This window comes from Burkholderia sp. AU15512 (genome assembly GCF_002223325.1).
Classification (GTDB): domain Bacteria; phylum Pseudomonadota; class Gammaproteobacteria; order Burkholderiales; family Burkholderiaceae; genus Burkholderia.
This window is the reverse complement of sequence record NZ_NKEX01000006.1, coordinates 666,410-689,040: the sequence shown is the minus strand read 5'-3', so window position 1 is coordinate 689,040 and position 22,631 is coordinate 666,410. Positions and strand designations below refer to the sequence as shown.

General features: G+C 68.6%; 18 protein-coding genes. 7 read left to right on the top strand and 11 right to left on the bottom strand.

Annotated features, from left to right (window positions below):
* Window positions 1-23: 23 nt before the first annotated feature.
* From CFB43_RS22445 to CFB43_RS22435, 3 genes are all read right to left on the bottom strand, one after another.
* Complete coding sequence (locus tag CFB43_RS22445; protein WP_089496619.1) at window positions 24-635, bottom strand: cysteine hydrolase family protein; 612 nt, start codon at window positions 633-635, stop codon at window positions 24-26.
* Between the two features lie 173 nt (window positions 636-808).
* Window positions 809-2,059 carry an MFS transporter gene (locus CFB43_RS22440; protein WP_089496618.1) on the bottom strand — a complete coding sequence of 417 codons (1,251 nt, stop codon included), beginning with the start codon at window positions 2,057-2,059 and terminating at the stop codon, window positions 809-811.
* A gap of 156 nt (window positions 2,060-2,215) precedes the next feature.
* Window positions 2,216-3,532: an MFS transporter gene (locus CFB43_RS22435; RefSeq protein WP_089496617.1), complete on the bottom strand. Its 1,317-nt coding sequence runs from the start codon at window positions 3,530-3,532 to the stop codon at window positions 2,216-2,218.
* A 337-nt stretch (window positions 3,533-3,869) separates the two neighbouring features.
* On the opposite strand from CFB43_RS22435, the gene CFB43_RS22430 reads away from it, so the two are divergent.
* The 3 genes from CFB43_RS22430 (at window position 3,870) to CFB43_RS22420 (ending at window position 6,330) form a co-directional block, all read left to right on the top strand.
* A complete protein-coding gene (locus CFB43_RS22430; protein WP_089475162.1) occupies window positions 3,870-4,787 on the top strand; it encodes a LysR family transcriptional regulator in 918 nt (305 codons plus the stop codon).
* Window positions 4,788-4,995: 208 nt separating this feature from the next.
* Window positions 4,996-5,532 (top strand): VOC family protein, encoded by a 537-nt coding sequence (locus CFB43_RS22425; protein ID WP_089496616.1) that lies wholly within the window; start codon window positions 4,996-4,998, stop codon window positions 5,530-5,532.
* A gap of 42 nt (window positions 5,533-5,574) precedes the next feature.
* Window positions 5,575-6,330: a glucose 1-dehydrogenase gene (locus CFB43_RS22420; protein ID WP_089496615.1), complete on the top strand. Its 756-nt coding sequence runs from the start codon at window positions 5,575-5,577 to the stop codon at window positions 6,328-6,330.
* 199 nt (window positions 6,331-6,529) lie between these two features.
* On the opposite strand, the gene CFB43_RS22415 is transcribed toward CFB43_RS22420, so the two are convergent.
* Complete coding sequence (locus CFB43_RS22415) at window positions 6,530-8,044, bottom strand: purine-cytosine permease family protein (protein ID WP_089496614.1); 1,515 nt, start codon at window positions 8,042-8,044, stop codon at window positions 6,530-6,532.
* A 202-nt stretch (window positions 8,045-8,246) separates the two neighbouring features.
* Window positions 8,247-8,894, bottom strand: a complete 648-nt coding sequence (locus CFB43_RS22410) for a glutathione S-transferase family protein (RefSeq protein WP_089496613.1) — start codon at window positions 8,892-8,894, stop codon at window positions 8,247-8,249.
* Window positions 8,895-8,999: 105 nt separating this feature from the next.
* Between CFB43_RS22410 and CFB43_RS22405 the strand changes: the two genes are divergently transcribed.
* Window positions 9,000-10,118, top strand: a complete 1,119-nt coding sequence (locus tag CFB43_RS22405; RefSeq protein ID WP_089496612.1) for a transketolase-like TK C-terminal-containing protein — start codon at window positions 9,000-9,002, stop codon at window positions 10,116-10,118.
* A 16-nt stretch (window positions 10,119-10,134) separates the two neighbouring features.
* On the opposite strand, the gene CFB43_RS22400 is transcribed toward CFB43_RS22405, so the two are convergent.
* Window positions 10,135-10,590 (bottom strand): MarR family winged helix-turn-helix transcriptional regulator, encoded by a 456-nt coding sequence (locus tag CFB43_RS22400; protein ID WP_089432930.1) that lies wholly within the window; start codon window positions 10,588-10,590, stop codon window positions 10,135-10,137.
* Window positions 10,591-10,763: 173 nt separating this feature from the next.
* Between CFB43_RS22400 and aceE the strand changes: the two genes are divergently transcribed.
* Complete coding sequence (aceE, locus tag CFB43_RS22395; RefSeq protein ID WP_089496611.1) at window positions 10,764-13,448, top strand: pyruvate dehydrogenase (acetyl-transferring), homodimeric type; 2,685 nt, start codon at window positions 10,764-10,766, stop codon at window positions 13,446-13,448.
* 58 nt (window positions 13,449-13,506) lie between these two features.
* Here the strand turns inward: aceE and CFB43_RS22390 are convergent, their stop codons facing one another.
* From CFB43_RS22390 to CFB43_RS22380, 3 genes are read right to left on the bottom strand one after another with little or no spacing between them, the layout of a single operon-like run.
* Window positions 13,507-15,027, bottom strand: a complete 1,521-nt coding sequence (locus CFB43_RS22390) for an efflux transporter outer membrane subunit (RefSeq protein ID WP_089496610.1) — start codon at window positions 15,025-15,027, stop codon at window positions 13,507-13,509.
* Window positions 15,024-18,197, bottom strand: coding sequence for an efflux RND transporter permease subunit (locus tag CFB43_RS22385; RefSeq protein WP_089496609.1), 3,174 nt, complete (start codon window positions 18,195-18,197; stop codon window positions 15,024-15,026). The genes CFB43_RS22390 and CFB43_RS22385 overlap by 4 nt, the downstream gene beginning before the upstream one ends.
* Before the next feature lie 13 nt (window positions 18,198-18,210).
* Complete coding sequence (locus tag CFB43_RS22380) at window positions 18,211-19,440, bottom strand: efflux RND transporter periplasmic adaptor subunit (protein WP_089496608.1); 1,230 nt, start codon at window positions 19,438-19,440, stop codon at window positions 18,211-18,213.
* A gap of 80 nt (window positions 19,441-19,520) precedes the next feature.
* Between CFB43_RS22380 and soxR the strand changes: the two genes are divergently transcribed.
* Window positions 19,521-20,000: a redox-sensitive transcriptional activator SoxR gene (gene soxR, locus CFB43_RS22375; protein ID WP_089442076.1), complete on the top strand. Its 480-nt coding sequence runs from the start codon at window positions 19,521-19,523 to the stop codon at window positions 19,998-20,000.
* Between the two features lie 58 nt (window positions 20,001-20,058).
* On the opposite strand, the gene CFB43_RS22370 is transcribed toward soxR, so the two are convergent.
* On the bottom strand, window positions 20,059-20,820 hold the full coding sequence (locus CFB43_RS22370) for an SDR family NAD(P)-dependent oxidoreductase (protein ID WP_089496607.1): 762 nt from the start codon (window positions 20,818-20,820) through the stop codon (window positions 20,059-20,061).
* A 108-nt stretch (window positions 20,821-20,928) separates the two neighbouring features.
* Here CFB43_RS22370 and CFB43_RS22365 point away from each other — a divergent pair, with 108 nt between their 5' ends.
* On the top strand, window positions 20,929-21,840 hold the full coding sequence (locus CFB43_RS22365; RefSeq protein ID WP_089496606.1) for a LysR family transcriptional regulator: 912 nt from the start codon (window positions 20,929-20,931) through the stop codon (window positions 21,838-21,840).
* A 24-nt stretch (window positions 21,841-21,864) separates the two neighbouring features.
* Here CFB43_RS22365 and CFB43_RS22360 read toward each other — a convergent pair whose 3' ends face one another.
* Window positions 21,865-22,518: a TetR/AcrR family transcriptional regulator gene (locus CFB43_RS22360; protein WP_089496605.1), complete on the bottom strand. Its 654-nt coding sequence runs from the start codon at window positions 22,516-22,518 to the stop codon at window positions 21,865-21,867.
* Between the last annotated feature and the right edge of the window lie 113 nt (window positions 22,519-22,631).

Here is a 22,631-nt window from a genome sequence, read left to right as displayed (position 1 = left end):
AGCACGCATCCGGCGGCGTGCCGTCAGGCGACGGCCAGCGCCAGCACCTGCTCGGTCGTCAGCACGTCGCCGAATGTGTCCGACAGCGCGGCCAGCGTCGCGCGATGGAGTTCGCCGTGCGATACCGTGCCGCCATTCGCGAGGTCGAGGTCGCGCGTCGCGCATGCGTCGTCGACGACGATCACCGCGTAGCCGAGCGGCACCGCATCGCGTGCCGCGCCGGCGACGCATGCATGCGTCATCAGCCCCGTGACGATCAGCGTGTCGACACCGGCCGCCTTCAGGCGCGCATCGATGTCCGTCGTCGGGAACACGCTCACCGACGTCTTCTTCACCACCGTGTGATGCGCCTCCGGCTGCAGGTCCGCGTGAAAGCGGAAGCCGTCGCTGCCGTCGGCGAAGATCGGGCCGTCGGCCGCATCGACGTGCTGCACATGAAACACCGGCATGCCCGCGCGGTCGGCGAACGCGATCACGCGCTGCGCGTTGCCCAGCGCGCGCGGCCCCTCCGGAATCGGCAGGCGGCCGCTGAAATATTCATTCTGGAAATCGATCACCAGCAGCGCGGTGCGGGCGGCGGCGATCGATGTCGGCGCGCTCGCGCCCGCCAGGGTACGGATGGTCGGATGTTGCATGGGTCGCTCTCTTGGTTGGCATGTCGAAGGAACGGCGCGCCGGGCCAGCCGGCGCCGCCGGACGCGGCCCGGATGCTCCCGGGACGCGAGCCGCCAGTGTCGGGCCGCGCGGCCTGACGCGACAGCGGCGCGCGGGACAACGTCCGACAGGATCGGGCCAACGTGCAAACCGCCTACGACAGCGCGGCTGTTCGCGCGCCCGGCTGCGTGCGGCCATACGCGACCATCATCGCGAAGCTGAGCAGGAAGCCCGCACCACCGATCAGCAGCAGGCCGATCTCGCCGAACACCGGCAGCAGGTTCGTAAGCGCGCCCGTCACGACCCACGCGACGGCCATCACCGAGCCCGCGACGCCGAGCGCCCAGCCTTGCCGGCCCTCGCTGACCGCGTCGGAGAACGCCGTATACATCGTCGTGTACGCAACCATGTCGAAGCAGCCGACAACCATCGCGAGCGACCACAGCACCGGCTCGTGCGGGAACAGCGCGGACAGGACCTGGCCGACGCCCGCGACGAGCAGGCCCGTCTTCGCGATGTCGACCACGCGCCACACGCGCAGCATCCGCCGTACGACGAACAGCAGCCCGAACACGAAGCAAAGGCCGATCACGCCGCTGAACAGCCCCAGCCGCGCACTCGTGTAGCCGAATTTCGCCTGCAGCAGCAGCATGATGGTCTGCAGGTAGAGCCCGTAGCCGACCTGCATCAGGAAGAACACCACCGACAGGAACGCGACGTTGCGCTGGCGCGCGGCCTCCCCGATGATCCGCAGCGGCAGCAGCGGATCGATGCGCGTGTCGCCGCGCGGTGCGGCCGAATCGCGGTACGACGCCCAGGTCCAGCACGCGCAGGCCAGCGACAGCGCGGCGACCAGCACGAACGGCGTGCCGTAGTCGAACAGCGGCGAAATCGTGCGATCGGACGTGACGCCGCCGAGCACAGGGCCGACGATCACGCCCGCGCTGAACGCGAGCGACATGATGCTCATGTTGTGCGCCTTGTTCTCCGGCGTGCTCAGGTCGGTGATCGCTGCCTGCGCGATGCCCTGGCAGCCCGCCATCAGCCCGGTGAGCCCGCGGCCCGTCAGCAGCAGCGCGACGCTCGCATGCCAGGCACCGGCCGCCATCATCGCGTAGCCGGCCGCGAGGCCGAGCACACACAGCAGCAGGATCCTGCGGCGGCCGTAGCGATCGGACAGGTCGCCCATCAGCGACGAGCCGAAGAACATGCACAACGGGTAGATCCCGTAGCCGAGACCGAGGTAGAAATTGCGCGCATGCGCGCCGGCGTCGGCCGGCAGGATGCCCGCGTGCGGATCGCTGAAGATCGCGGACATCATCGGATAGACGAGCCCGAAGCCCATCGCGTCGATCGCGATGGCGAGCAGGCAGGGGCCGAGCAACGTGTAGTCGAGCCGGGACATGGCGACCTTCCGGACAGAGTGGATGATCGCCCAAGCGTAACGATGGGGCGGCGGCCGCGGTAGGCCGCCGCCCGTGATGCTAAGCATCGGCAGGACCGCTACCCTGCCCACCGCCCGCGCCGATGGCTCGCCGGCGCGGGCGGCAGACCACGGCCGCTACTTGGCGCTCAACGGCTCGCCCTGAAACTGCCGGCGCGCGAGCACGCATGGCGCGCCGTCGTGCATGAACACGCTCGCGAGCAGCCCGAACGAGGCCGCGAACAACACGTACCATGCGGGCGCGACAGGTGACCCGCTCGCGTGCGTCAGCCACGTGACGATGAACGGCGCGAAGCCGCCGAACACCATCACCGCGAAGTTGTACGCGAGCGCGATGCCCGTGGAGCGCGAACGCGTCGCGAACTGCTCGGCGAGCGTGGTCGGCGCGGGCCCGTAGCAGATGCCGATGATCGTGCAGATCACGAGCTGCATCACGAGCAGGCGCCCGATGCCCGGCGCGGCAGCCAGCCACGTGAACAGCGGATACGTGACCGTCAGCAGCGCCAGCGAACCGGCGATCAGCACGGGACGCCGGCCGATGCGGTCGGACACGAGCGCCGCGAACGGGATCGTCACCGTCAGCAGCGCAACCGCCGCCATCTGCACCTTGAAGACCTGGTCGAGCGGCAGCCCGAAGGTCTTGTGCACGAACGTCGGCATGTTGACGAGCATCACGTAGAACACGGCCGTGCCGGTGATCGTCTGCCCCATCGACACCAGCACGCCGCGCAGGTTGTCGCGCAGCACGCCCGACACGCTCGCCGGCGGCTCGACGGTCGACTTGCTCGCGGCGACGAACGCCTCGGTCTCCTCCATGTGCCGGCGGATCCACAGGCCGACCGGCCCGATCAGCAGCCCGAGCGCGAACGGCACGCGCCAGCCCCAGCTATGCAGCGCCGCGTCCGACAGCGATTGCGTGGCCCACGCGCCCATCGCGGCGCCCGAGAATACCGCGAGACACTGGCCGATCAGTTGCCACGATCCGTACAGCCCGCGCCGGTTCTCCGGCGCGCTTTCCACGAGGAACGCGGTCGCGCTCGCGTATTCGCCGCCCGTCGCGAAACCCTGCAGCAGCCGCGCGACGACGATCAGGATGGGCGCCGCCGGGCCGATCACGGCGTACGACGGCGCGAACGTGATCAGCGCGATCGACAGCGTCATCAGGAAGATGATGAGCTGCATCGCGGCCTTGCGGCCCTTGCGGTCCGCATAGAGCCCAAGCAGGATGCCGCCCACCGGGCGCATGAAGAAACCGACGCCGAAGGTCGCGAGCGACATCAGCAGCGACGCGTACTGGCTCTCGGCGGGAAAGAACAGCCGCGCGATGATGCCGGAGAAGAAACCGTAAACGATGAAGTCGTACCACTCGAGGGTATTGCCGACGACAGCGGCAACCACCTGCCGATGCCGCGAGTTCCGACGTGAGTCGCGCATGCTTGTCTCTCCTGCAGTCTCATGGCGCCGCGCCGCATGCATGCCGTGTTGCGTGGCACGCATGGGCGAACCGGCTGTTCGTATCGCCGGCCGGTAAGGTGCGGGCGCGGGCACGGGCCCGCACCATCGGAACCTCGCGTCCTACCCGTACGACCAGCGTGAAACGATCATAGGGACGCCGAAAACCCGCATCAATTAATACCCGCGGCAGATGATTAGCCGGAGATTAAATGTTGCCCCGCCCGGCGCCGCCCTGCGAAAACCCCGGAAATCCGCGCATTGTTGCTGCCCCGGTTCTGCGGCAGAATCGTCGGTCGCCCTTCCCGTCGCCCGCACCATGCGCAACCGCATCAACGAAGAGATCACGTTCCGCAAGCTCGAGGTGCTGCTCGCCTTCATGGAAGCGGGCAGCCTCGCGAAGGCCGCCGAGGCGCTGGGCGTCAGCACGGTCAGCGTGCACCGGGCGCTGCACACGCTCGAGGAAGGGATGCACTGCGCGCTGTTTCGCCACGAGGGGCGGAACCTGATGCCGACCGACGCCGCGCAGGTGCTCGCCGAAGTCGCGGGCGAAGTGCTCAAGACGATGACGGACGGGATCCGCTCGACGCGCGAGGCGGCCGGCTACGGCGCCGGCCAGTTGAAGATCGGTTCGCTCTACTCGCTGACGATCCGCACCGTGCCCGAAGTCGTGATCGCGTTGAAGGAGCGCCGCCCCGAGCTGCAGGCCGAGCTGGTGCTCGGCTCGAATGCCGACCTGCTCGACAAGCTGCGGCAGGGCGCGATCGACGCGACGCTGATGGCGCTGCCCGAACCGGATGCCGAGATCGAATCGATCGCGCTGTTCGAGGACGAGATGTTCTTCGCCGCGCCGATCGACTCGCCGTACGCGCGGCACGATGCCATCGATCTGTGCTCGTGCGGCGACGCGCCGTTCGTGTCGCTCGGCGAAGGCTTCGCGACACATCACGGCTTCACGGAAGCGTTTCGTTCGGCCGGCGTCACGCCGAACGTCGTGATGCGGGTGGGCGACATCTTCTCGCTGATCAACCTCGTGTCGGGCGGCGTCGGCTGCTCGCTGCTGCCCGGCCGCGTGCGCGACCTGTTCGCGCACAAGATCGCGCTCGTGCCGCTCGCCGGGCCGACGATCCGCCAGACGATCGGCTTGAGCTTCCTGCACCGGCGCGAACGCGACCCGAACCTGCTTGCGCTGGCCACCGTGTGCCGGCTGACGGTCAAGGGGCCGAACGCGCGGTAACACGCGGATCGCCCGGCCCGAAGCGCGCGCCTTCTCCGTTCTACTTCGCACGCCTGCATCGTCGCGCCCTGGCGCACCTACCCACCCGCCACGCAGCGACGAAGCGCGCGAGCTCATCCGTTTGGATGGCTCGCAGCACGCGCTTTGTTGCGATCATGGCCGGCATGCATCGCACGGCACGCACACGTGCGTCCGCCACGGAGACGCCATGAACGACACACTCCTCGGCCCCATCGACCAGATCGGCTACGTGGTCGCCGATCTCGACCGCAGCATCGCGCGCTGGCGCAAACGCCACGACGTCGGCCCGTGGACCGTATTTCGCAACGTGCGTCTCGACGGCTTCCATCTCGGCGAACCCGTGACGGTCACGATGGACGTCGGGCTCGCGTATCGCGGCGATCTGCAGATCGAACTGATTCACGTGACGAACGAGGCGCGCTCGCCATACCGCGATGTGCATGGCCAGCCGCTCGTCGGGCCGCATCACGTCGCGTGGGTCGTCGACGATCTCGATACCGTGCTCGCGCAGCTCACGGCCCGCGGCCTGCGTGTCGTGTTCGACGCACGCAACCCGGCCACGCGCATCGCCTATCTCGACGACGCCTGCGATCCCGGCGTGCGCGTCGAAGTGATCGAAGGCGCCGGCATGCGTGACATGATCGCGCGCGGCATCGCCGAGGCCCGCGCATGGGACGGCACCGATCCGGTTCGCATCATCGACGCGGCGGGCGCCTCCGCGTAAGCGGCCCCGCGCGCGCCCCTCTCACTCACAGGAGCAAGCGGCATGAAACGACTCGAAGGCAAGGTGGCGCTGATCACGGGCGGTGCCCGCGGCCAGGGCGAAGCGGAAGCGCGCAGGTTCGTCACCGAAGGCGCACGCGTGGTGATCGCCGACGTGCTGGACGAAGCCGGCCGGCGCGTCGCGGCCGAACTCGGCGACGCCGCACGTTTCCAGCATCTCGACGTGACGAGCGAAGCCGACTGGCAGGCCGCCGTCGATGCGACGCTTGCGCAGTTCGGCCGCCTCGACATCCTCGTGAACAACGCGGCGATCCTGAAGCTCGTGCCGCTCGAAGCGTGCTCGCTCGACGACTATCGCAAGGTGATCGACGTGAACCAGGTCGGCTGCTGGCTCGGCATGAAGTCGGCGCTGGGCGCGCTGAAGGCCGCGGGTGGCGGCTCGATCGTCAATGTATCGTCGACGGCCGGGATGGAAGGCGTCGCAGGCGGCAGCGCATACGTATCGAGCAAGTTCGCGGTGCGCGGAATGACGAAGGCCGCCGCGCTCGAATTCGGCCGCTACGGCATACGCGTGAACTCGGTGCACCCCGGTGGCATCGATACGGTGATGGCGCGCCCGCCCGAGTTCGCGGACTTCGATCCGTCGTCGATCTACAGCGGCCTGCCGATCGCGCGCATCGGCAAGCCCGATGAGGTGGCCAATCTCGTGCTGTTCCTCGCGTCCGATGAATCCGCGTATTGCACCGGGTCGGAATTCATCGTCGACGGCGGGATGCTCGCGGGCAGTTCGTTCCATTGAACCGCATCCAGGTCGACGCGCGCCCGCCAACCCAGCGGGCGTTTTCGTTTGCGCTTTCGATTGCGTTTAGGCGCGCTGCGTGGAGCGTACAGCCGCCCCCTCTGGCAACCACACGCCCGAAAACGACAATGCCGCCGGCCGCTCTCCCGTGCGGCGGCATCGTCCTTTGTGGCGCTACGCTACGCACCACGCGCCGCGCTTACCCCCTCGACTGGATCGCCGGCGCGCCACTGCCGCGCGCCGCCTGCCCACCGCCACGCACGAAGCGTCGCCCGCGTGGACCGTACACGCCATCCGGTTCCGGATACAACATCAGCAGCACGAAATACAGCACGCCGCCCACCACCAGCGACACCGGCACGCTCAGATCGAGCCCGCCCGCGAGGTTGCCGAGCGGCCCGACGAACTGCCCCGGCAGGTTCACGAACGACAACCCGACGAACGCGGCCGGCAGCCACGCGCCCATCGCGCGCACGTTCCAGCCGTGCGTGAACCAGTAGTGGCCGCCGCGCAGCCCGCGGTTGAACACCTGCAGGTCGTCCGCGAGATAGTAGCCGCGCCGCGTCACGTAGCCGATCACCATGATCGCCATCCATGGGCAGCTGAACGTATCGATCAGCGTCGAGAACGTCGCGACGCTTTCGACGAGGTTGAACCAGAAGCGCCCGACGAAGATGAACGCGATCGCGATCGTGCCGATCAGCAGTGTCGCACGCACGCGGTTCAGCAGGCGCGGGAACATGCTCGACACGTCGAGGCCGGTGCCGTACAGCGCGGTCGTGCCGGTCGACATCCCGCCGATGATCGCGATCAGGCACATCGGCAGCAGGAACCAGCGCGGCGAGATCGCGAGCAGCCCGCCGACGTAGTCGTTCGACGCGATGAACGCGGGCGCCTTCGTCGCGATGATCGTCGCGGTCGCGAGGCCGAAGAAGAACGGCACGAAGGTCGCGATCTGCGCGGCGAACACGGCGCCCATCACGCGATGCCTCGGTGTGCGCTGCGGGATGTAACGCGCCCAGTCGCCGAGCGTCGACGCGAACGACACCGGGTTGCTGAGCGCCACCAGCACCGCGCCGACGAACGCGGCCCAGAAGCCCGCGCTGCCCTGCTGCACCGTGCCGGCATAGCTCACGTCGAACAGGCCGGCGAACGCGAACAGGCCCGCGACGAACAGCACGCTCGCGGCCCACACGGCGATCTTGTTGACCCACAGCATGAAGCGGAAGCCGTAGATACAGACGATCAGCACGAGCACCGCGAACACCATGTACGCCGCGCCGAGCGTGAAGCCGTTGACCGGCACGCCGACCATGTTGTGCGCGCCGCCGACGAGCGCGTCGCCCGAGCTCCACACCGCGAGCGAGAAGAACGCGATCGACGTGAGCAGCGCGAGGAACGAGCCGACGATCCGGCCGTGGATGCCGAAATGCGCGCCGGACGACACCGGGTCGCTCGTCCCGTTGCGCGGGCCGAACAGGCTCATCGGCGCGAGGATGCAGGTGCCGGCGAGCACGCCGAGCACGATCGCGCAGACCCCCGCCTTGAACGACAGCCCGACCAGCACGGGAAAACTGCCGAGCACCGACGTGGAAAAGGTATTGCAGCCGCCAAACAACAACCTGAACAGATCGATCGGCCGCGCGTAGCGCGATGCATCGGGAATGCGCTCGAAACCGAACGACTCGACCTGCGTAATCCTGCCTTCACTCATTTGTCTCCTACTCCTCTGGTGCGTCTGTACCGCCCGGGACTGCGGCGATACGACACATCGTCATCAATTCGCGGCCACTCTAAACCGGATCGCGCGGCGCAAATATCACGCATTCGAGACGTTTACGACGAAGGAGAACAATGTTTCCCGGCAGGCCGGCGGGCGGCGCCCGCGCCATCCGTCCGGCGCGGGCAATGCGAGGTCAGTGCGCGCCCTCCTCCGCCGGCGCGCGGCAGGCGATCAGGCCCCGCTGAACGGCTTGCCGCGCCTCGATGCCGGCGAGCCAGCGCTCGACGTGCGGGTAGTCGGCCAGATCGAGATCGAGTTCGGGCGCCGCGCGCAGCCACGGAAACGCGGCGATGTCGGCGATCGAGTACCGCGGCGACGCGAGATACGCCGATTCCGCCAAGCGGCCATTCACGACCCCATAGAGACGCCGCGCCTCGTTCCGGTAGCGCTCGAGCGCTTGCGCATTGACCGTCTTCGATGCATGCAGGAACCACCAGAGCTGGCCGAGCATCGGCCCGATTCCGCCGATCTGGAAGTGCAGCCACTGCTGGACGGCCGTGCGCTCGGCCAGCGCGTCGGGATGCAGAACGCCCGTTTTCGCGACGAGATAGCTGAGGATCGCGCCGGATTCGAACACGGTCAGCCCGGCGTCGTGGTCGACGATGGCCGGGATCTTGCCGTTCGGGTTGATCGCGAGAAACGCCGGGCTGCGCTGCTCGCCGGCGGAAAGATTCACGTGCACGCGGTCGTAGGCGAGGCCGGCCTCTTCCAGGTAAATGGCGACCTTGTGCCCGTTCGGCGTGTTGGCCGTATAAAACGTGAGGGGATGCGTCGAGATCATGGTGGTCCTTGTCTTCCGGTTATCGTTGCAACTACAATCGTTGCAATTGCAATCCTATGCCGGAACCGATAGACCCGGCGACATGCCAGTACTCGAAGGAGGGACATGCAGACTGCGCGATCCGGTCCGCCCGTGCGGACACCCGACACCCGCCGCGCCGCGGCGGCCTGCCTCGACAGGCTGATCACGCAGCGGCTCGCGCCGCGTGGCCATGCGGTGTCGCCGCTCGGCGCGATGCGCGCCGCCGCCGATTGCCTCGAACGCGATGCGGCGACATCGGAACGCGTCTGGGTCGTACGAGCCGATGCGCGGGCGCCGTCTGCGGACGCGGACGCACATCGCCGCATCAGTGCGTGGCCGCTACGGTTTCTCGATGCACGCAAGCGGTTCGAGAAGCCGCTGCTGTACCTGCTGCATGCGCGCGCGACCGACCGGCTGCGGCTGGCGTCGGTCGAAACCATCGATCGCGGGATCTTCGTCAACGATGCCGAAACGGTCGCGTCGTCCTGGCCGAAAGGCGTGACGCCCGATGTCCCGCACTGGCTCGCCGCTAACCCCGCGTGCACGCCATACGATCCGTCGTCGGGACATGAGGCGATCGCGATCCTGCGCCACGCGCTGCGCACGCTCTATGTCGCCGGCCAACCGGGATTCTGTTACCTCGCGAGCCACGACGACCTCTTACCCGATGCGAAACCGCTGTCGGCCACCGCGGCCCGCGATGCGTTCAGCGGCATGGTGCGGGCCGGCCGGCGCACGGCGGCCGGCGCGGCTGCGCAGATCCGGCTGTGCGGCGCGGGCAGCACGCTCGCGCAGGTGCTGGAAGCGGCCGACCTGCTGCACGACGAATGGCGCATCGATTCGACGATCTGGAGCTGCCCGAGCTACACGCAACTCGCCCGCGATGGTCATGCCGCCGACCGGTGGAACCTGCTGCATCCGCATGACGAACCGCGGATCGCGCATGTGCGCCGATGCTTCGGCGACAGCCGCACGCCGGTGCTCGCGGTAACAGGCTATGCGCGGCATGTCGCCGCGCAGATCGGCGCGTTCGTCCCCGCCCGCTTCGCGGCGCTCGGCGCGGATCTGGCCGGCCCGGGCCCCGGCACGCGCGCGCCGAGTGCGCGCTGGATCGCCGCGGTCGCGCTTCGGCTGCTGGCCGACGACGGCCGCGTGCCGGCCGACTGGGCCGCGCAGGCGATGCGCCGCTATGCGAGCGATTGACGCGGGCTGGCCGCCGCTACTTCGCGTCGGCTCCCGCGTCGCGCGCCGCGGCGGTCGCACGGTCGAGCGCGGCGGCCATCGCCGCCTGCTCCTTGCCGCCGAACTGGTCGAGGAAGAGCTCCGACACCGTCGACTGGTACACCTTCCACATCTTCTTGCGCAGCGTCCGCCCCTTGTCGGTGATGCTCGCATAGGCGGCACGGCCGTCGTCCGCCGAACGGGCGCGCGTGACGAGCCCCTCCTGTTCGAGCCGGTCGACGAGCCGCGTGAGGTTGTAGCGCTCGATCGCGAGCACGTCGGCCAGCTCGTGCATGCGGCGCGTGCCGTCGGGCCCGCTTTCGAGCCCCCACAACGCGTCGTACCACGCATAGGCCGGCAGGCCGGCCGCCGCAAGGCGGCGCTCGATCTCGCGAATCATCGTCCGGTGTGCGCGGACGAACGAGAACCACAGATCGGGTTCGGGTGCGCTCATGTCAGGTCGTTCCTCTCGTTGAATTGCAGTTGCAATTAAATTTTACCTCGATAACAATTGCTCTCATACGATTGCAATTGCAACCATCTGCCCGCCGATCGGCGGGCGTTCCGTCGCGCGACGCGGCGCCACGACCGTCGCCCCGCGCAGCCTTATGCTTCTGGAGACACTGCATGACCGCACCTCTCACGCTACCCGACATCGACCCGCAGGAAACCCGCGAATGGCTCGATGCGCTCGAATCCGTGATCGCGCTCGAAGGCCGCCCGCGCGCGCACTACCTGCTCGACCGGCTTTCCGATCTCGACGCGGCACACCACGGCGACTTGCACGGCCGAGTGACGACCGCGTACGTGAACACGGTGCCGCGTGAACGGCAGCCGGCCTACCCGGGCGATCTTGCGCTCGAACGACGCCTGAACGCGATGATCCGCTGGAACGCGATGGTGATGGTGCTGCGTGCCGGAAGGCATTCGAACGTCGGCGGGCACATCGCAACCTACCAGTCCGCCGCGGTGCTGTACGACGTCGGCTTCGATCACTTCTTCCGCGGCCGCACCGACACCTTCGACGGCGACATGGTCTACATCCAGGGCCATTCGGCGCCCGGCATCTATGGCCGCGCCTATCTGGAAGGCCGCATCACGGACGCGCAACTCGACAACTTCCGCCGCGAGACCGGCCGCGAAGCGGGACGCGACGGGCTGTCGTCGTATCCGCATCCGCGGCTGATGCCGCATTTCTGGCAATTCCCCACCGTGTCGATGGGGCTCGGGCCGCTCACGGCCGCGTATCAGGCGCGCTTCATGCGCTACCTCGAATATCGCGGGCTGAAAGCGCATCAGGGCCGCAAGGTCTGGGCATTCCTCGGCGACGGCGAAATGGACCAGCCGGAATCGCTCGCCGCGATCTCGCTCGCCGGGCGCGAACGGCTCGACAACCTGATCTTCGTCGTCAACTGCAACCTGCAGCGCCTCGACGGCCCCGTGCGCGGCAACGGCAAGGTCATCCAGGAACTCGAAGGCACGTTCCGCGCGGCGGGCTGGAACGTCATCAAGGTGATCTGGGGCGCCGGCTGGGATCGCCTGCTCGAACGCGACACGACGGGCCTGCTGCGCCAGCGCATGATGGAATGCGTCGACGGCGACTACCAGACCTTCAAGTCGCAGAGCGGCGCGTACGTGCGCGAGCATTTCTTCGGCAAGTATCCCGAGTTGCTCGACCTCGTCGCGGACCTGTCCGACGACGACATCTGGAAACTGGCACGCGGCGGCCACGATCCGGAAAAGGTGCATGCGGCCTATGCGCGGGCGATGCGCGCGGACGGACGGCCGACCGTCGTGCTCGCGAAGACGGTCAAGGGCTTCGGGATGGGCGAAGCCGGCGAAGGCCAGAACGTGAACCACCAGTTGAAGAAGATGAGCGCGGACGCCGTACGCGCGTTTCGCGACCGCTTCGCGCTGCCGGTCAGCGATGCGCAGCTCGACGAACTGCCCTACCTGAAGCCGGAGCCGGGCAGCGCCGAGGCACGATACTTCGCCGAACGCCGTGCCGCACTCGGCGGCCACGTGCCGGCCCGCTTCAGCACCGTGGCGCCGCTGCCGACACCGCCGCTTGCCGCGTTCGACGGTCAGCTCAAGGACAGCGGCGAGCGCGGGCTGTCGACGACGATGGCGTTCGTGCGCATCCTCGGCGCGCTGCTGAAGGATCCGGCACTCGGCAAGCTCGTCGTGCCGATCGTGCCGGACGAATCGCGCACGTTCGGGATGGAGGGCCTGTTCCGCCAGATCGGCATCCACTCGCATCTCGGCCAGCTCTATACGCCGCAGGACGCTGGCCAGCTCAGCTACTACAAGGAAGCGAAGGACGGGCAGATCCTGCAGGAAGGCATCAACGAATCGGGCGCGATCGCGTCGTGGATCGCGGCCGGCACCGCGTACAGCAACCACGGCCTGCCGGCGATTCCGTTCTATATCTTCTACTCGATGTTCGGGCTGCAACGCGTCGGCGATCTCGCGTGGGCAGCCGGCGATGCACGTACGCGCGGCTTCCTGCTCGGCGCGACATCGGGCCGCACGACGCTGATGGGCGAAGGGTTGCAGCACGACGACGGGCACAGCCACGTGCTGTCGTCGGTGATTCCGAACTGCGTGTCGTACGACCCGACCTATGCATACGAACTCGCGGTGATCGTGCGCGACGGGCTGCGGCGGATGTTCGCGGAACAGGAGGATGTCTACTACTACATCACGCTGCTCAACGAGAACTACGCGCATCCGGCGCTGCCGGACGGCGCGGAGGCCGGCATTCTCAAGGGGCTCTACCTGCTGCGCGAAGGTACGTCACACATAGCCGATGCGCCGCATCTGCAGTTGATGGGCAGCGGCGCGATCCTGCGCGAAGTGATCGCCGCGAGCGACCTGCTCGCGCGGGACTTCGGCGTGTCGAGCGACGTGTGGAGCGCGACGAGCCTGAACGAGTTGCGCCGCGACGGGCTTGCCGCGGAGCGCTGGAACCTGCTGCATCCCGAGCAGGCGCCGCGCGTGCCGTACGTGCAGCAATGCCTCGACGGCCGCACGGGGCCGGTGGTGGTGGCGACCGACTACATGAAGATCGTCGGCGACCAGATCCGCGGGTTCGTCGACGGCCGGCGCTTCGTGTCGCTCGGCACCGACGGTTTCGGCCGCTCGGATACGCGCGACGCGCTGCGCACGTTCTTCGAGGTCGACCGGCACTTCATCGTGATCGCGGCGCTGAAGGCGCTCGCCGACGACGGCGCGATTCCGCGTGCACGCGTCGGCGAAGCCATCCGGCGCTACGGCATCGACATCGACAAGGTCGATCCGGCCAGCGTGTAATCAAGCGGCGTGCGGCAGGCGAGATTGCCCAGCCTGCCGCGCCACCGTCCTGCCCGCGCTACTGCCCCGCCTGCGCGAGCGGACCTTGCTGCCGGCCCTGCCCCGTTCCCGACGGCCAGCCGCCCGCCAGCGCCTTGTACAACGCCACCGTCGACGCCGCGCTGCGCATCTGCCCGTCGGCCGCCGCATCCTGCGCCTGCAGGAGCGTGCGTTGCGCGTCGAGCACCTCGTAATAGTCGATCGCACCCGCCGAAAACCGCGCCTGCGCCAGTTGCGCGGCACGCGCGCTATCGGTCGCGGCCTGCACCAGATGGCCCGTCTCGTCACGCGTGCGGGCGGCGCGCAGCAGCGCGTTCTCCGTTTCCTCCAGCGCCCCGAGCACGGTCTGCCGGTACTGCGCGAGCTGGCCGGCCGCTTCCGCATCGCTCGCAGCGATCCGCGCCCGCACGCGGCCGACGTCGAGGAACGACCAGTCGATGCCGAGCGCGATCAGGTTCGTGTCGCTGCCCGCGCGGAAGAACCCGTAGCTGCTCGTCGCGCTGCCGAGCAGCCCCGACAGCGTAAAGCGCGGGAACAGGTCGGCCGTCGCGACGCCGACGCGTGCGGTCGCCGCGTGCAGCCGTGCCTCGGCGGCCGCGACGTCGGGACGCCGCCGCAGCAGGTCGCCCGGCGTGCCGGGATCGATGTCGGCGGCCAGCGCCGGCAGCGGCACGGGCGTGCCCGCCGACGCGGCGGCCTTCGGGAGATCGAAGCGGCCGATCAGCGCATCCGGCGTCTGTCCGGTCAGCACCGCGAGCCGGTGCTCGTCGACGCCGATCGCCGCTTCGTACACGGCAATCCGCGACGTCGTCGATTCGTATTGCGCGCGCGCCCGCGCCGCATCGAGTTCGGAGCCGCGCCCCGCGCCGACGCGTGCATTGATCAGCGCGAGCGTCTGCTTCTGGTTGTCGGCGTTCTCGCGCGCGATCCGCAGCCGCTCCTGCGAGCCGCGCAGATCGACGTACGTGCTCGCCACCTCGCCGGCGATCGCGACGCGCACCGCGCGCACGTCCGCCGCGCTGGCGGCCGTTTCCGCACGCTGCGACTCGATCGAACGCCGCACGCGGCCGAACAGGTCGAGCTCCCACGCCGCATTGATCCCGACGCTGGACGTCGGCGTATCGCGCTGGCTGCGCGGCGCGCCGAATGCCTGGTCCTTGCTCATCAGCTGATGGCCGATCTGCCCGCTCGCGGTGATCGTCGGGTAACGGTCGAACGTCGCCTGCGACAGCAGCGCATTCGATGCGTCGTAGCGCGACACGGCGACCTGCAGGTCCTGGTTCGCCGCGAGCGCCGTGTCGATCAGCTGCGTCAGCGCCGGATCGCCGAAGCCGCGCCAGAACGCGGCATCGGCATCGGCCGACGCATCGGGCGGCATATCCGGCGTCTCCGGCGTCGTACCGGACGACTCCGCCGGATGCGCATCGCGCGCGAACCGCGTGGCCGTGCCCGTGTCGGGCCGCTTGAAATCGGGGCCGACCGCGCACGCGGCGAGCGCCACCGACATCGCGAGCGCGGAAAGACGAAAAGCGGCGCTCATCGGTTTTCTCCTTCGAGGGTGCCGTGGTGTTCGCTCCACACGGCCGGCGTGCCGCCCGCGAGCTTGCGGATCGCCACATAGAACACGGGCGTCAGGAACAGCCCGAACAGCGTGACGCCCAGCATCCCCGCGAACACGGTGATGCCGGTGGCCGCGCGCACTTCGCTGCCCGCGCCGCCGCCGATCAGCAGCGGCACCGAGCCCGCGATGAACGCGACCGACGTCATCACGATCGGGCGCAGCCGCAGCTTGCACGCTTCGAGCGCGGCGTCGATCACGCCCTTGCCCTGGATTTCGAGCTCGCGCGCGAACTCGACGATCAGGATCGCGTTCTTGCACGCCAATCCCATCAGCACGACGAGACCAACCTGCACGAACACGTTGTTGTCGCCGCCCGACAGCCACACGCCGAACAGCGCGGCGCAGATGCACACGGGCACGATCAGGATCACCGCGAGCGGCAGCGTCCAGCTCTCGTACAGCGACGCGAGCACCAGGAACACGAGCATCACCGCGAGCGGGAACACGACGATCGCCGCGTTGCTCTGCGTGACCTGCTGGTAGCTGAGGTCGGTCCATTCGAGCGTGATGCCCGGCGGCAGCACGTCCTTCGCGATCTGCTGCAGCTTCTCGATCGCCTGCGACGACGACATCACCTTCGGATCGGCATCGCCGATCAGGTTCGCGGCCGGATAGCCGTTGTAGCGCACCACCGGGTCGGGCCCGTACGCCGGCGCCACGGTCACCATCGAGCCGATCGGCACCATCTCGCCCTTCGCGTTGCGCGTGCGCAGGTTCGCGATGTCGGCGGCCGTCTGCCGGTGGCCGGCATCGGCCTGCGCCATCACGCGGTACACGCGGCCGAACAGGTTGAAGTCGTTCACGTACATCGAGCCGAGATAGACCTGCAGCGTGCTGAACAGGTCGGTCAGCGCGACACCCTGCGCCTTCGCCTTCAACCGGTCGACCTTCACCTCGAGCTGCGGGATGTTCGCCTGGTACGAGCTGACCGGGTAGCTCATCCCCGGCGTCTTCGCGACCGCGCCCTGGAACGCGGTGAGCGCATTCTGCAAGGCGCCGTAGCCGAGCCCGCCGCGATCCTCCAGATACAGCGAATAGCCCGAGCCGTTGCCGAGGCCCTGGATCGGCGGCGGCATCAGCGCATAGGTGATGCCGCCGCCGATGGCCGCGAAGCGCGCGTTCAGGTCCGCGTTGATCTGCGCGGCGCTGCGGTGGCGCTGGTCGAACGGCTTCAGGATCACGTACGAGTTCGTGATGTTCGGCGTGTTCACGCCCTGCAGCGCATTCAGCCCGGCAAACGCCGGCATCATTTCGACACCGTCGGTGCCAAGCGCGATCTTCGTCATCTGCTCGGTCACCTCGCTGGTGCGGGCGAGCGACGCGCCTTCCGGCAGCTTCGCGCCCGCGAACAGGTACAGCTTGTCCTGCACGGGGATGAAGCCGCCCGGCACCGCGTTGAGCAGCAGCGCGGTGGCCGCGAGCAGCGCCGCATAGACCGCGAACACCACGCCGCGCCGCTTCAGCGTGCGGCCGACGAAGCCGTGATAGCGATCGGAACTGCGGTCGAAGAAGCGGTTGAACGGATGGAACAGCCAGCCGAACGCGCGATCGAGCCCGCGCGTGAGCGCATCCTTCGGCGCATCGTGCGGACGCAGCAGCTTCGCGGCGAGCGCGGGCGACAGCGTCAGCGAGTTGATCGCGGAGATCACCGTCGAGATCGCGATCGTCACCGCGAACTGCCGGTAGAACTGGCCCGTGACGCCGGACATGAACGCCATCGGCACGAACACCGCGCACAGCACGAGCGCGATCGCGACGATCGGCCCCGACACCTCGCGCATCGCCTGGTGCGCGGCGTCGCGCGGGCTCAGGCCCTGCGCGATGTTGCGCTCGACGTTCTCGACGACCACGATCGCATCGTCGACGACGATCCCGATCGCCAGTACCAGCCCGAACAGCGTCAGCGTGTTGATCGAATAGCCGAGCAGATAGAGCCACGCGAACGTACCGACCACCGACACGGGCACCGCGACGAGCGGGATGATCGACGCGCGCCACGTCTGCAGGAACAGGATCACGACGAGCACGACCAGCACGACGGCCTCGATCAGCGTGTGCTGCACCGCGCGGATCGATTCGCGCACGAACACCGTCGGATCCCACACGGGCCGGTACGCGACGCCGGGCGGGAAACGCTTCGACAGTTCGTCGAACTTCGCATACACGGCCTTCGCGACCTCGAGCGCGTTCGCGCCCGGCGACAGGAAGATGCCGACCACCGCCGATGGCTTGTCGTTGAAATACGAGCGCAGCGTGTAGTCGCCCGCGCCGAGCTCGATGCGCGCGACGTCGGACAGCTTCACGACCTGCCCGTCGTTGCCGGTGCGCAGCACGATGTCGCCGAACTCCTGCGCGGTGCGCAGCCGGCCGCGCACGTTGATCGACAGCAGGAAGTCGTTCTTCTTCGGCGACGGCTCCGCGCCGAGCTGGCCGGCCGACACCTGCACGTTCTGCTCGCGCACGGCGGCAATCACGTCGCTCGCGGTCAGCCCGCGCGACGCGAGCCGGTTCGGGTCGAGCCAGAGCCGCATCGCATAATCGCCGGAACCGGACAGGCCGACGTCGCCGACACCCGTGAGCCGCGACAGCTCGTCCTTCACGTGCAGCGTCAGGTAGTTGCGCAGGTACAGCGAATCGCGGCTGTTGTCCGGCGAATAGAGGCTCACGTACATCAGCGGCGTGGGCGACTGCTTCTGCGTGGTCACGCCGTACTGGCGCACCTCGTCGGGCAGGCGCGACAGCGCCTGGCTCACGCGGTTCTGCACGCGCACGGCGGCCGTGTCGGGATCGACGCCCTGCAGGAACGTGACGACCACCTGCAGGCTGCCGTCGGAACCGGCGACCGACTTCATGTACATGATGCCTTCGACGCCGTTGATCGCCTCCTCCAGCGGTTCGGCGACCGATTCGGCGATTTCCTTCGGGTTCGCGCCCGGATACGTCGCTCGCACGACGACGCTCGGCGGCACGACTTCCGGGTATTCGCCGGCGGGCAGCATCGGAATCGAGATCAGGCCGATCGCGAAGATGACGATCGACAGCACGACCGCGAAGATCGGCCGGTCGATGAAGAATCGGGAGAAATCCATTGCATGTCTCCCGTTACTGCGCGGCCGGCGGCGCGCCGGCATCGGCGACGGCCTGCGTGCCGTTGCCCGGCCCGTTGCCCGCGCCGTTGCCGGCACCGGCGTCGGCGCGGGCGGGCAGCGTCTTCGGCTTCACCTGCGCGCCCGGATAGTAGATCCGCTGCATGCCGTCGACGACCACGCGGTCGCCCGCCTGGATCCCCTTCTCGATGATCCGCTCGCCCTCCACCCCGCGGCCGATCGTCACGTCGCGGCGCAACGCCTTGTCGCCCGGCCCGATCACATACACGTACTTGCGGTCCTGGTCGGTGAGCACGGCCTTGTCGTCGACGAGCAGCGCATCCTGGTCGCGGCCGCTGACGAGTTGCACGCGCGCATACAGGCCCGGCGTAAACGTATGGTCCGCATTCGGGAGCCGCACGCGCGCGCGGATCGTGCCGGTTTGCGGATCGAGCCGGTTGTCGAGGAAGTCGACGGTGCCCGCATGCGGGAAGCCCGTCTCGTTCGCGAGGCCCACGCGCACCGGATCGGCACCGATCGCACGATGTTTCGGATCGGCGCGCCGCGCGTTGTAGCGCAGGTAGCTCTGTTCGTCGCAGTCGAAATACACGTAGACGGGGTTCTGCGACACGACGGTCGTCAGCAGCGTGTCGTCCGCGCGCGCCAGGTTGCCGACGGTGGCGACCGCGCGGCCGACGCGGCCCGCGATCGGCGCGCGCACTTCGGTGAAGCCGAGATTGAGCTTCGCATCGGCGACGGCCGCGTCGGCCGCCTGCAGGTCCGCGCGCGCCTGCTCAGCGGTGGCGCGCGCGTTGTCGAGCTCTTCCTGCGACGTCGCGTGCGCATCGATCAGCGTCTGCACGCGCTTGAGCTGCACATTCGCGAGGCTTGCGGCCGCACGGGCCCGCTGCAGCTGCGCATTGGCGCGATCGAGCGCGATCCGGTACGGGCGCGGGTCGATCTCGAACAGCAGCGCGCCCTGCGCGACCACGTCGCCTTCCTTGTAGGCGACGCGCTGCAGATAGCCGCTCACGCGCGGCCGCAGTTCGACCGCGTCGACCGCTTCGACGCGTCCGTTGAATTCGTCCGCGAGGCGGATCGTGCGGGGTGCGATGGTGGCGACGCCGACTTCTGGAAGGGATTGGGCCGACGATGCGCCTTTGCCGTCGTGACAGCCCGACAACGCCAGCAGCAGTGCGCAGGCCGCGCCCAAAGGCGACGTCCTGCGTAGGGAAAAGGAGAGCATGATGCCTCGCGACGGGTTAAACTGCCGCGTAGCATAAAAGTTGAAGTTAACTTCAAGTCAAGCTTTCCCGGAGGGGCAACATGGGTATCCAGGAAACACCGCAATGGCCGCTGATGTCGATCCGCGAAGTGGCCGCGCGCAGCGGCGTGCCGGCGTCGACACTACGGTTCTACGAGACGCGCGGGCTTATCAAGTCGCACCGCAACGGCTCGAGCCATCGTCACTATTCGCGCGCGGTGCTGCGATTGATCGCGTTCATCGTGTTCGCGCAGAAGATCGGCTATTCGCTCGACGAGATCGCCGAGCAACTCGTCAGCCTCCCCGAGGACACCGCGCCGAGCAACAAGGACTGGCAGCGGCTGTCGCGCGGCTGGAAGCAGCGCGTCGCGAGCCGGATCGAGGAGTTGCAGCGCCTGTACATCAACCTCGACGAATGCATCGGCTGCGGCTGCCTGTCGCTGAAGCGCTGCAAGCTGACGAACCCGGAGGACCGTGCAGGCCGCAACGGGCCCGGCGCGCGCCGCTGGCTCGGCGACAAGCCGCCCGTGGATATCGAATGACCGGCGGGCCGGACGTGGCGCGCGATGCCGCCGCATCCAGCCACCTGGGTAGATTGCGTCACCCGACCCGCCAGCCGCCGTTCACCGCGATCGTCGCACCGGTGACGAACGACGCACGCGGCCCGGCGAGCCACGCGACCGCGTCCGCGATATCGTCCGGATGCCCGGCGCGGCCGGCCGGCGTCTGTTCGCGGATCGTCGCCGCAATGGCCGGCGCGACGCCGCTTTCGCCGAAGAAGCGCGTGTCGGCGATATAGCCGGGCGCGACCGTATTGACCGTGGCGCCGCGCGGCCCGAGTTCGCGCGCGAGCGCGACGGTGAACCCTTCGACGCCGGCCTTCGCCGCCGCGTACGCCAGGCCACCCGGCAGCAGGCTGCCGGCGCGCGCCGCGATCGAACCGATGTTGACGATCCGCGCGGCACGCTCGGCCAGATGCGGCAGCACAGCCAGGGTCGTCACGAACAGGCTTTTCAGGTTCGCGTCGAGCACGGCGTCCCACACGCGCTCGGCCTCGCCCGCCTCGGTATCCGCACCGACGCGGCCGGTCAGCCCCGCGTTGTTGACCAGCACATCGACGCAAGACCACTGCTCGATGATCGCGGCCACCGCCGCCTCCGCCTCCCGTCTCACGCTCAGGTCGGCGGTCTGCCCGATCGCCGCGCCGCCAAGCCGCGCGACGGCTGCTTCCAGCCGTGCCGCGTCGCGCCCGACGATCGCGACCCGATACCCGTCCTCCACCAGCCGGCGCGCGATTGCGAAACCGATCCCGCTCGACCCGCCCGTGACGATTGCCGTTCGCTGCTGTTCGATCCCTGTCATGACCTGCCCTCCCGAATGTCGACCGTTGATGACAAGGCCATTCTGGGCAGCACAGTGTGATAGGTAAAATACGAATTCGATGATCCACTGATACGCGAAAGGTATCGCATGATCGATCTACGCCAGTTCAGGCAATTCATCGCGGTCGCCGAGACGCTCAGTTTCCGGCGTGCGGCCGAGCGGCTGCACATGGCGCAACCGCCGCTCAGCGCGGCGATCCGCAAGCTCGAGGACGAGCTGGGCGTCGTGCTGTTCGAGCGCGACAACCGCGGCACGGCGCTCACGCCGGCCGGCGATGCGTTCCTGCTCGAAGCACGGCGCGCGCTCGAACAGGCCGAGCGCGCGGTGGCCGTGGCCCGCCGCGCGGGCGCCGGCCTCGGCGGCACGCTACGGTTGCGTTTCGTCGACAGCACGGTCAACGCGCTGCTGCCGCTGATCCTCCGCGCGTTCCAGGAACGCCATCCGGACGTCGATTTCCAGCTCGAGGAAGGCACGACCGCCGAGCAGGTACTCGCGCTGCGCCAGGACCGCACGGACGTCGGCCTCGTCGTGCTGCCGGTGGCCGATGCGGGCGACGTGCGCGTCGAGCCGCTGCTGCGCGACCGGATGGTCGCCGCGCTGCCCGACGGTCACCGGCTCGCACGCCGCCGGCGCATCGCGCTTGCCGAACTGGCGGACGAACCGTGGGTCATGTTTGCCGCGCACCACGGGCCCGGCATGCATGCGCTGATCTCGACGGCGTGCGCGCAGGCCGGCTTCGCGCCGCGCGTCGTCCAGCAGCCGCGCCAGATGCAGACGACGGCCGGGCTCGTCGCGGGCGGCATCGGCGTCGCGCTGATGCCGCGCCTGTTCGTGCCGATGCAGCCGCAAGGCATTACGTTCTGCGAACTGAAGGATGCGGGCAGCCCGCTCGCGTACGAGCTGGCGATCGCGTATCGGACGCCCTCGCCGCTCGTCGATGCGTTGCGCGAGACCGCACGAAGCGCGGTGCGCGAACTGGGGCTGGTGCCGGCGACGTGACCGCGCGCGTCACGCGCGCGGCGCTCAGCCGCCGACGACGTTGAATGCAATGTCCACCACGGCCTGCCGGAACGCGTCCGGCCGCGTGGGCAGCGACGTGTACTCCAGCATCATGTGACTGTATGACACGGTCGTGCCGATCGCGCTCGCGATCATGAAGAACAGCACCGCCGGATCGACCGGGCGGATCACACCGGCCTCTACCGCCTCCGACAGCAGCGGGAACATCACGTCGTAATACGGGCGCACGAGCCGCTCCTGCAACCGGTCGAGCCGCCCGCCCTCCTCGGTCGCCGCCGTCGAGAAAAACATGCCCAGGTCGGGCTCGTCGAACTCGTGCTCGACGCACAGCTCGATCGCGCGCCGCACACGCTCGCGATGTGGCAGCGACGACGTGCGCAGCGCGCGCATTGCGTCGAACATCGGCTCGGCCAGCTCGGCGATCTGCTCGACGACCGCCAGCCACAACGTTTCCTTCGTCCCGAAATGGTGCGCGATCAGCGCCGCGTCGACCCCCAGCTCGCGCGCGACTTCGCGCACGCTCGTGGCGTCGTAGCCGCGCTTCGCGAACGTGCGGCGCGCGGCCCGCAATATCACGTCCGGCCCCACGGACGCCCCGGCCAGCGGCCGCCCTCGCATACGCCGCTTGGCCGGCGCGCGCTCAGTGACTTCAGCCACGTCTTCCTGCTCTCCTTGAATGACTCGAATACCCCTGTTCCGGCCCCGCTCGAGCGACGCCGAACACCGGGTGACCTGCCCCGCTCCGTTGACACGCGAAGCCGGGAAGCGCT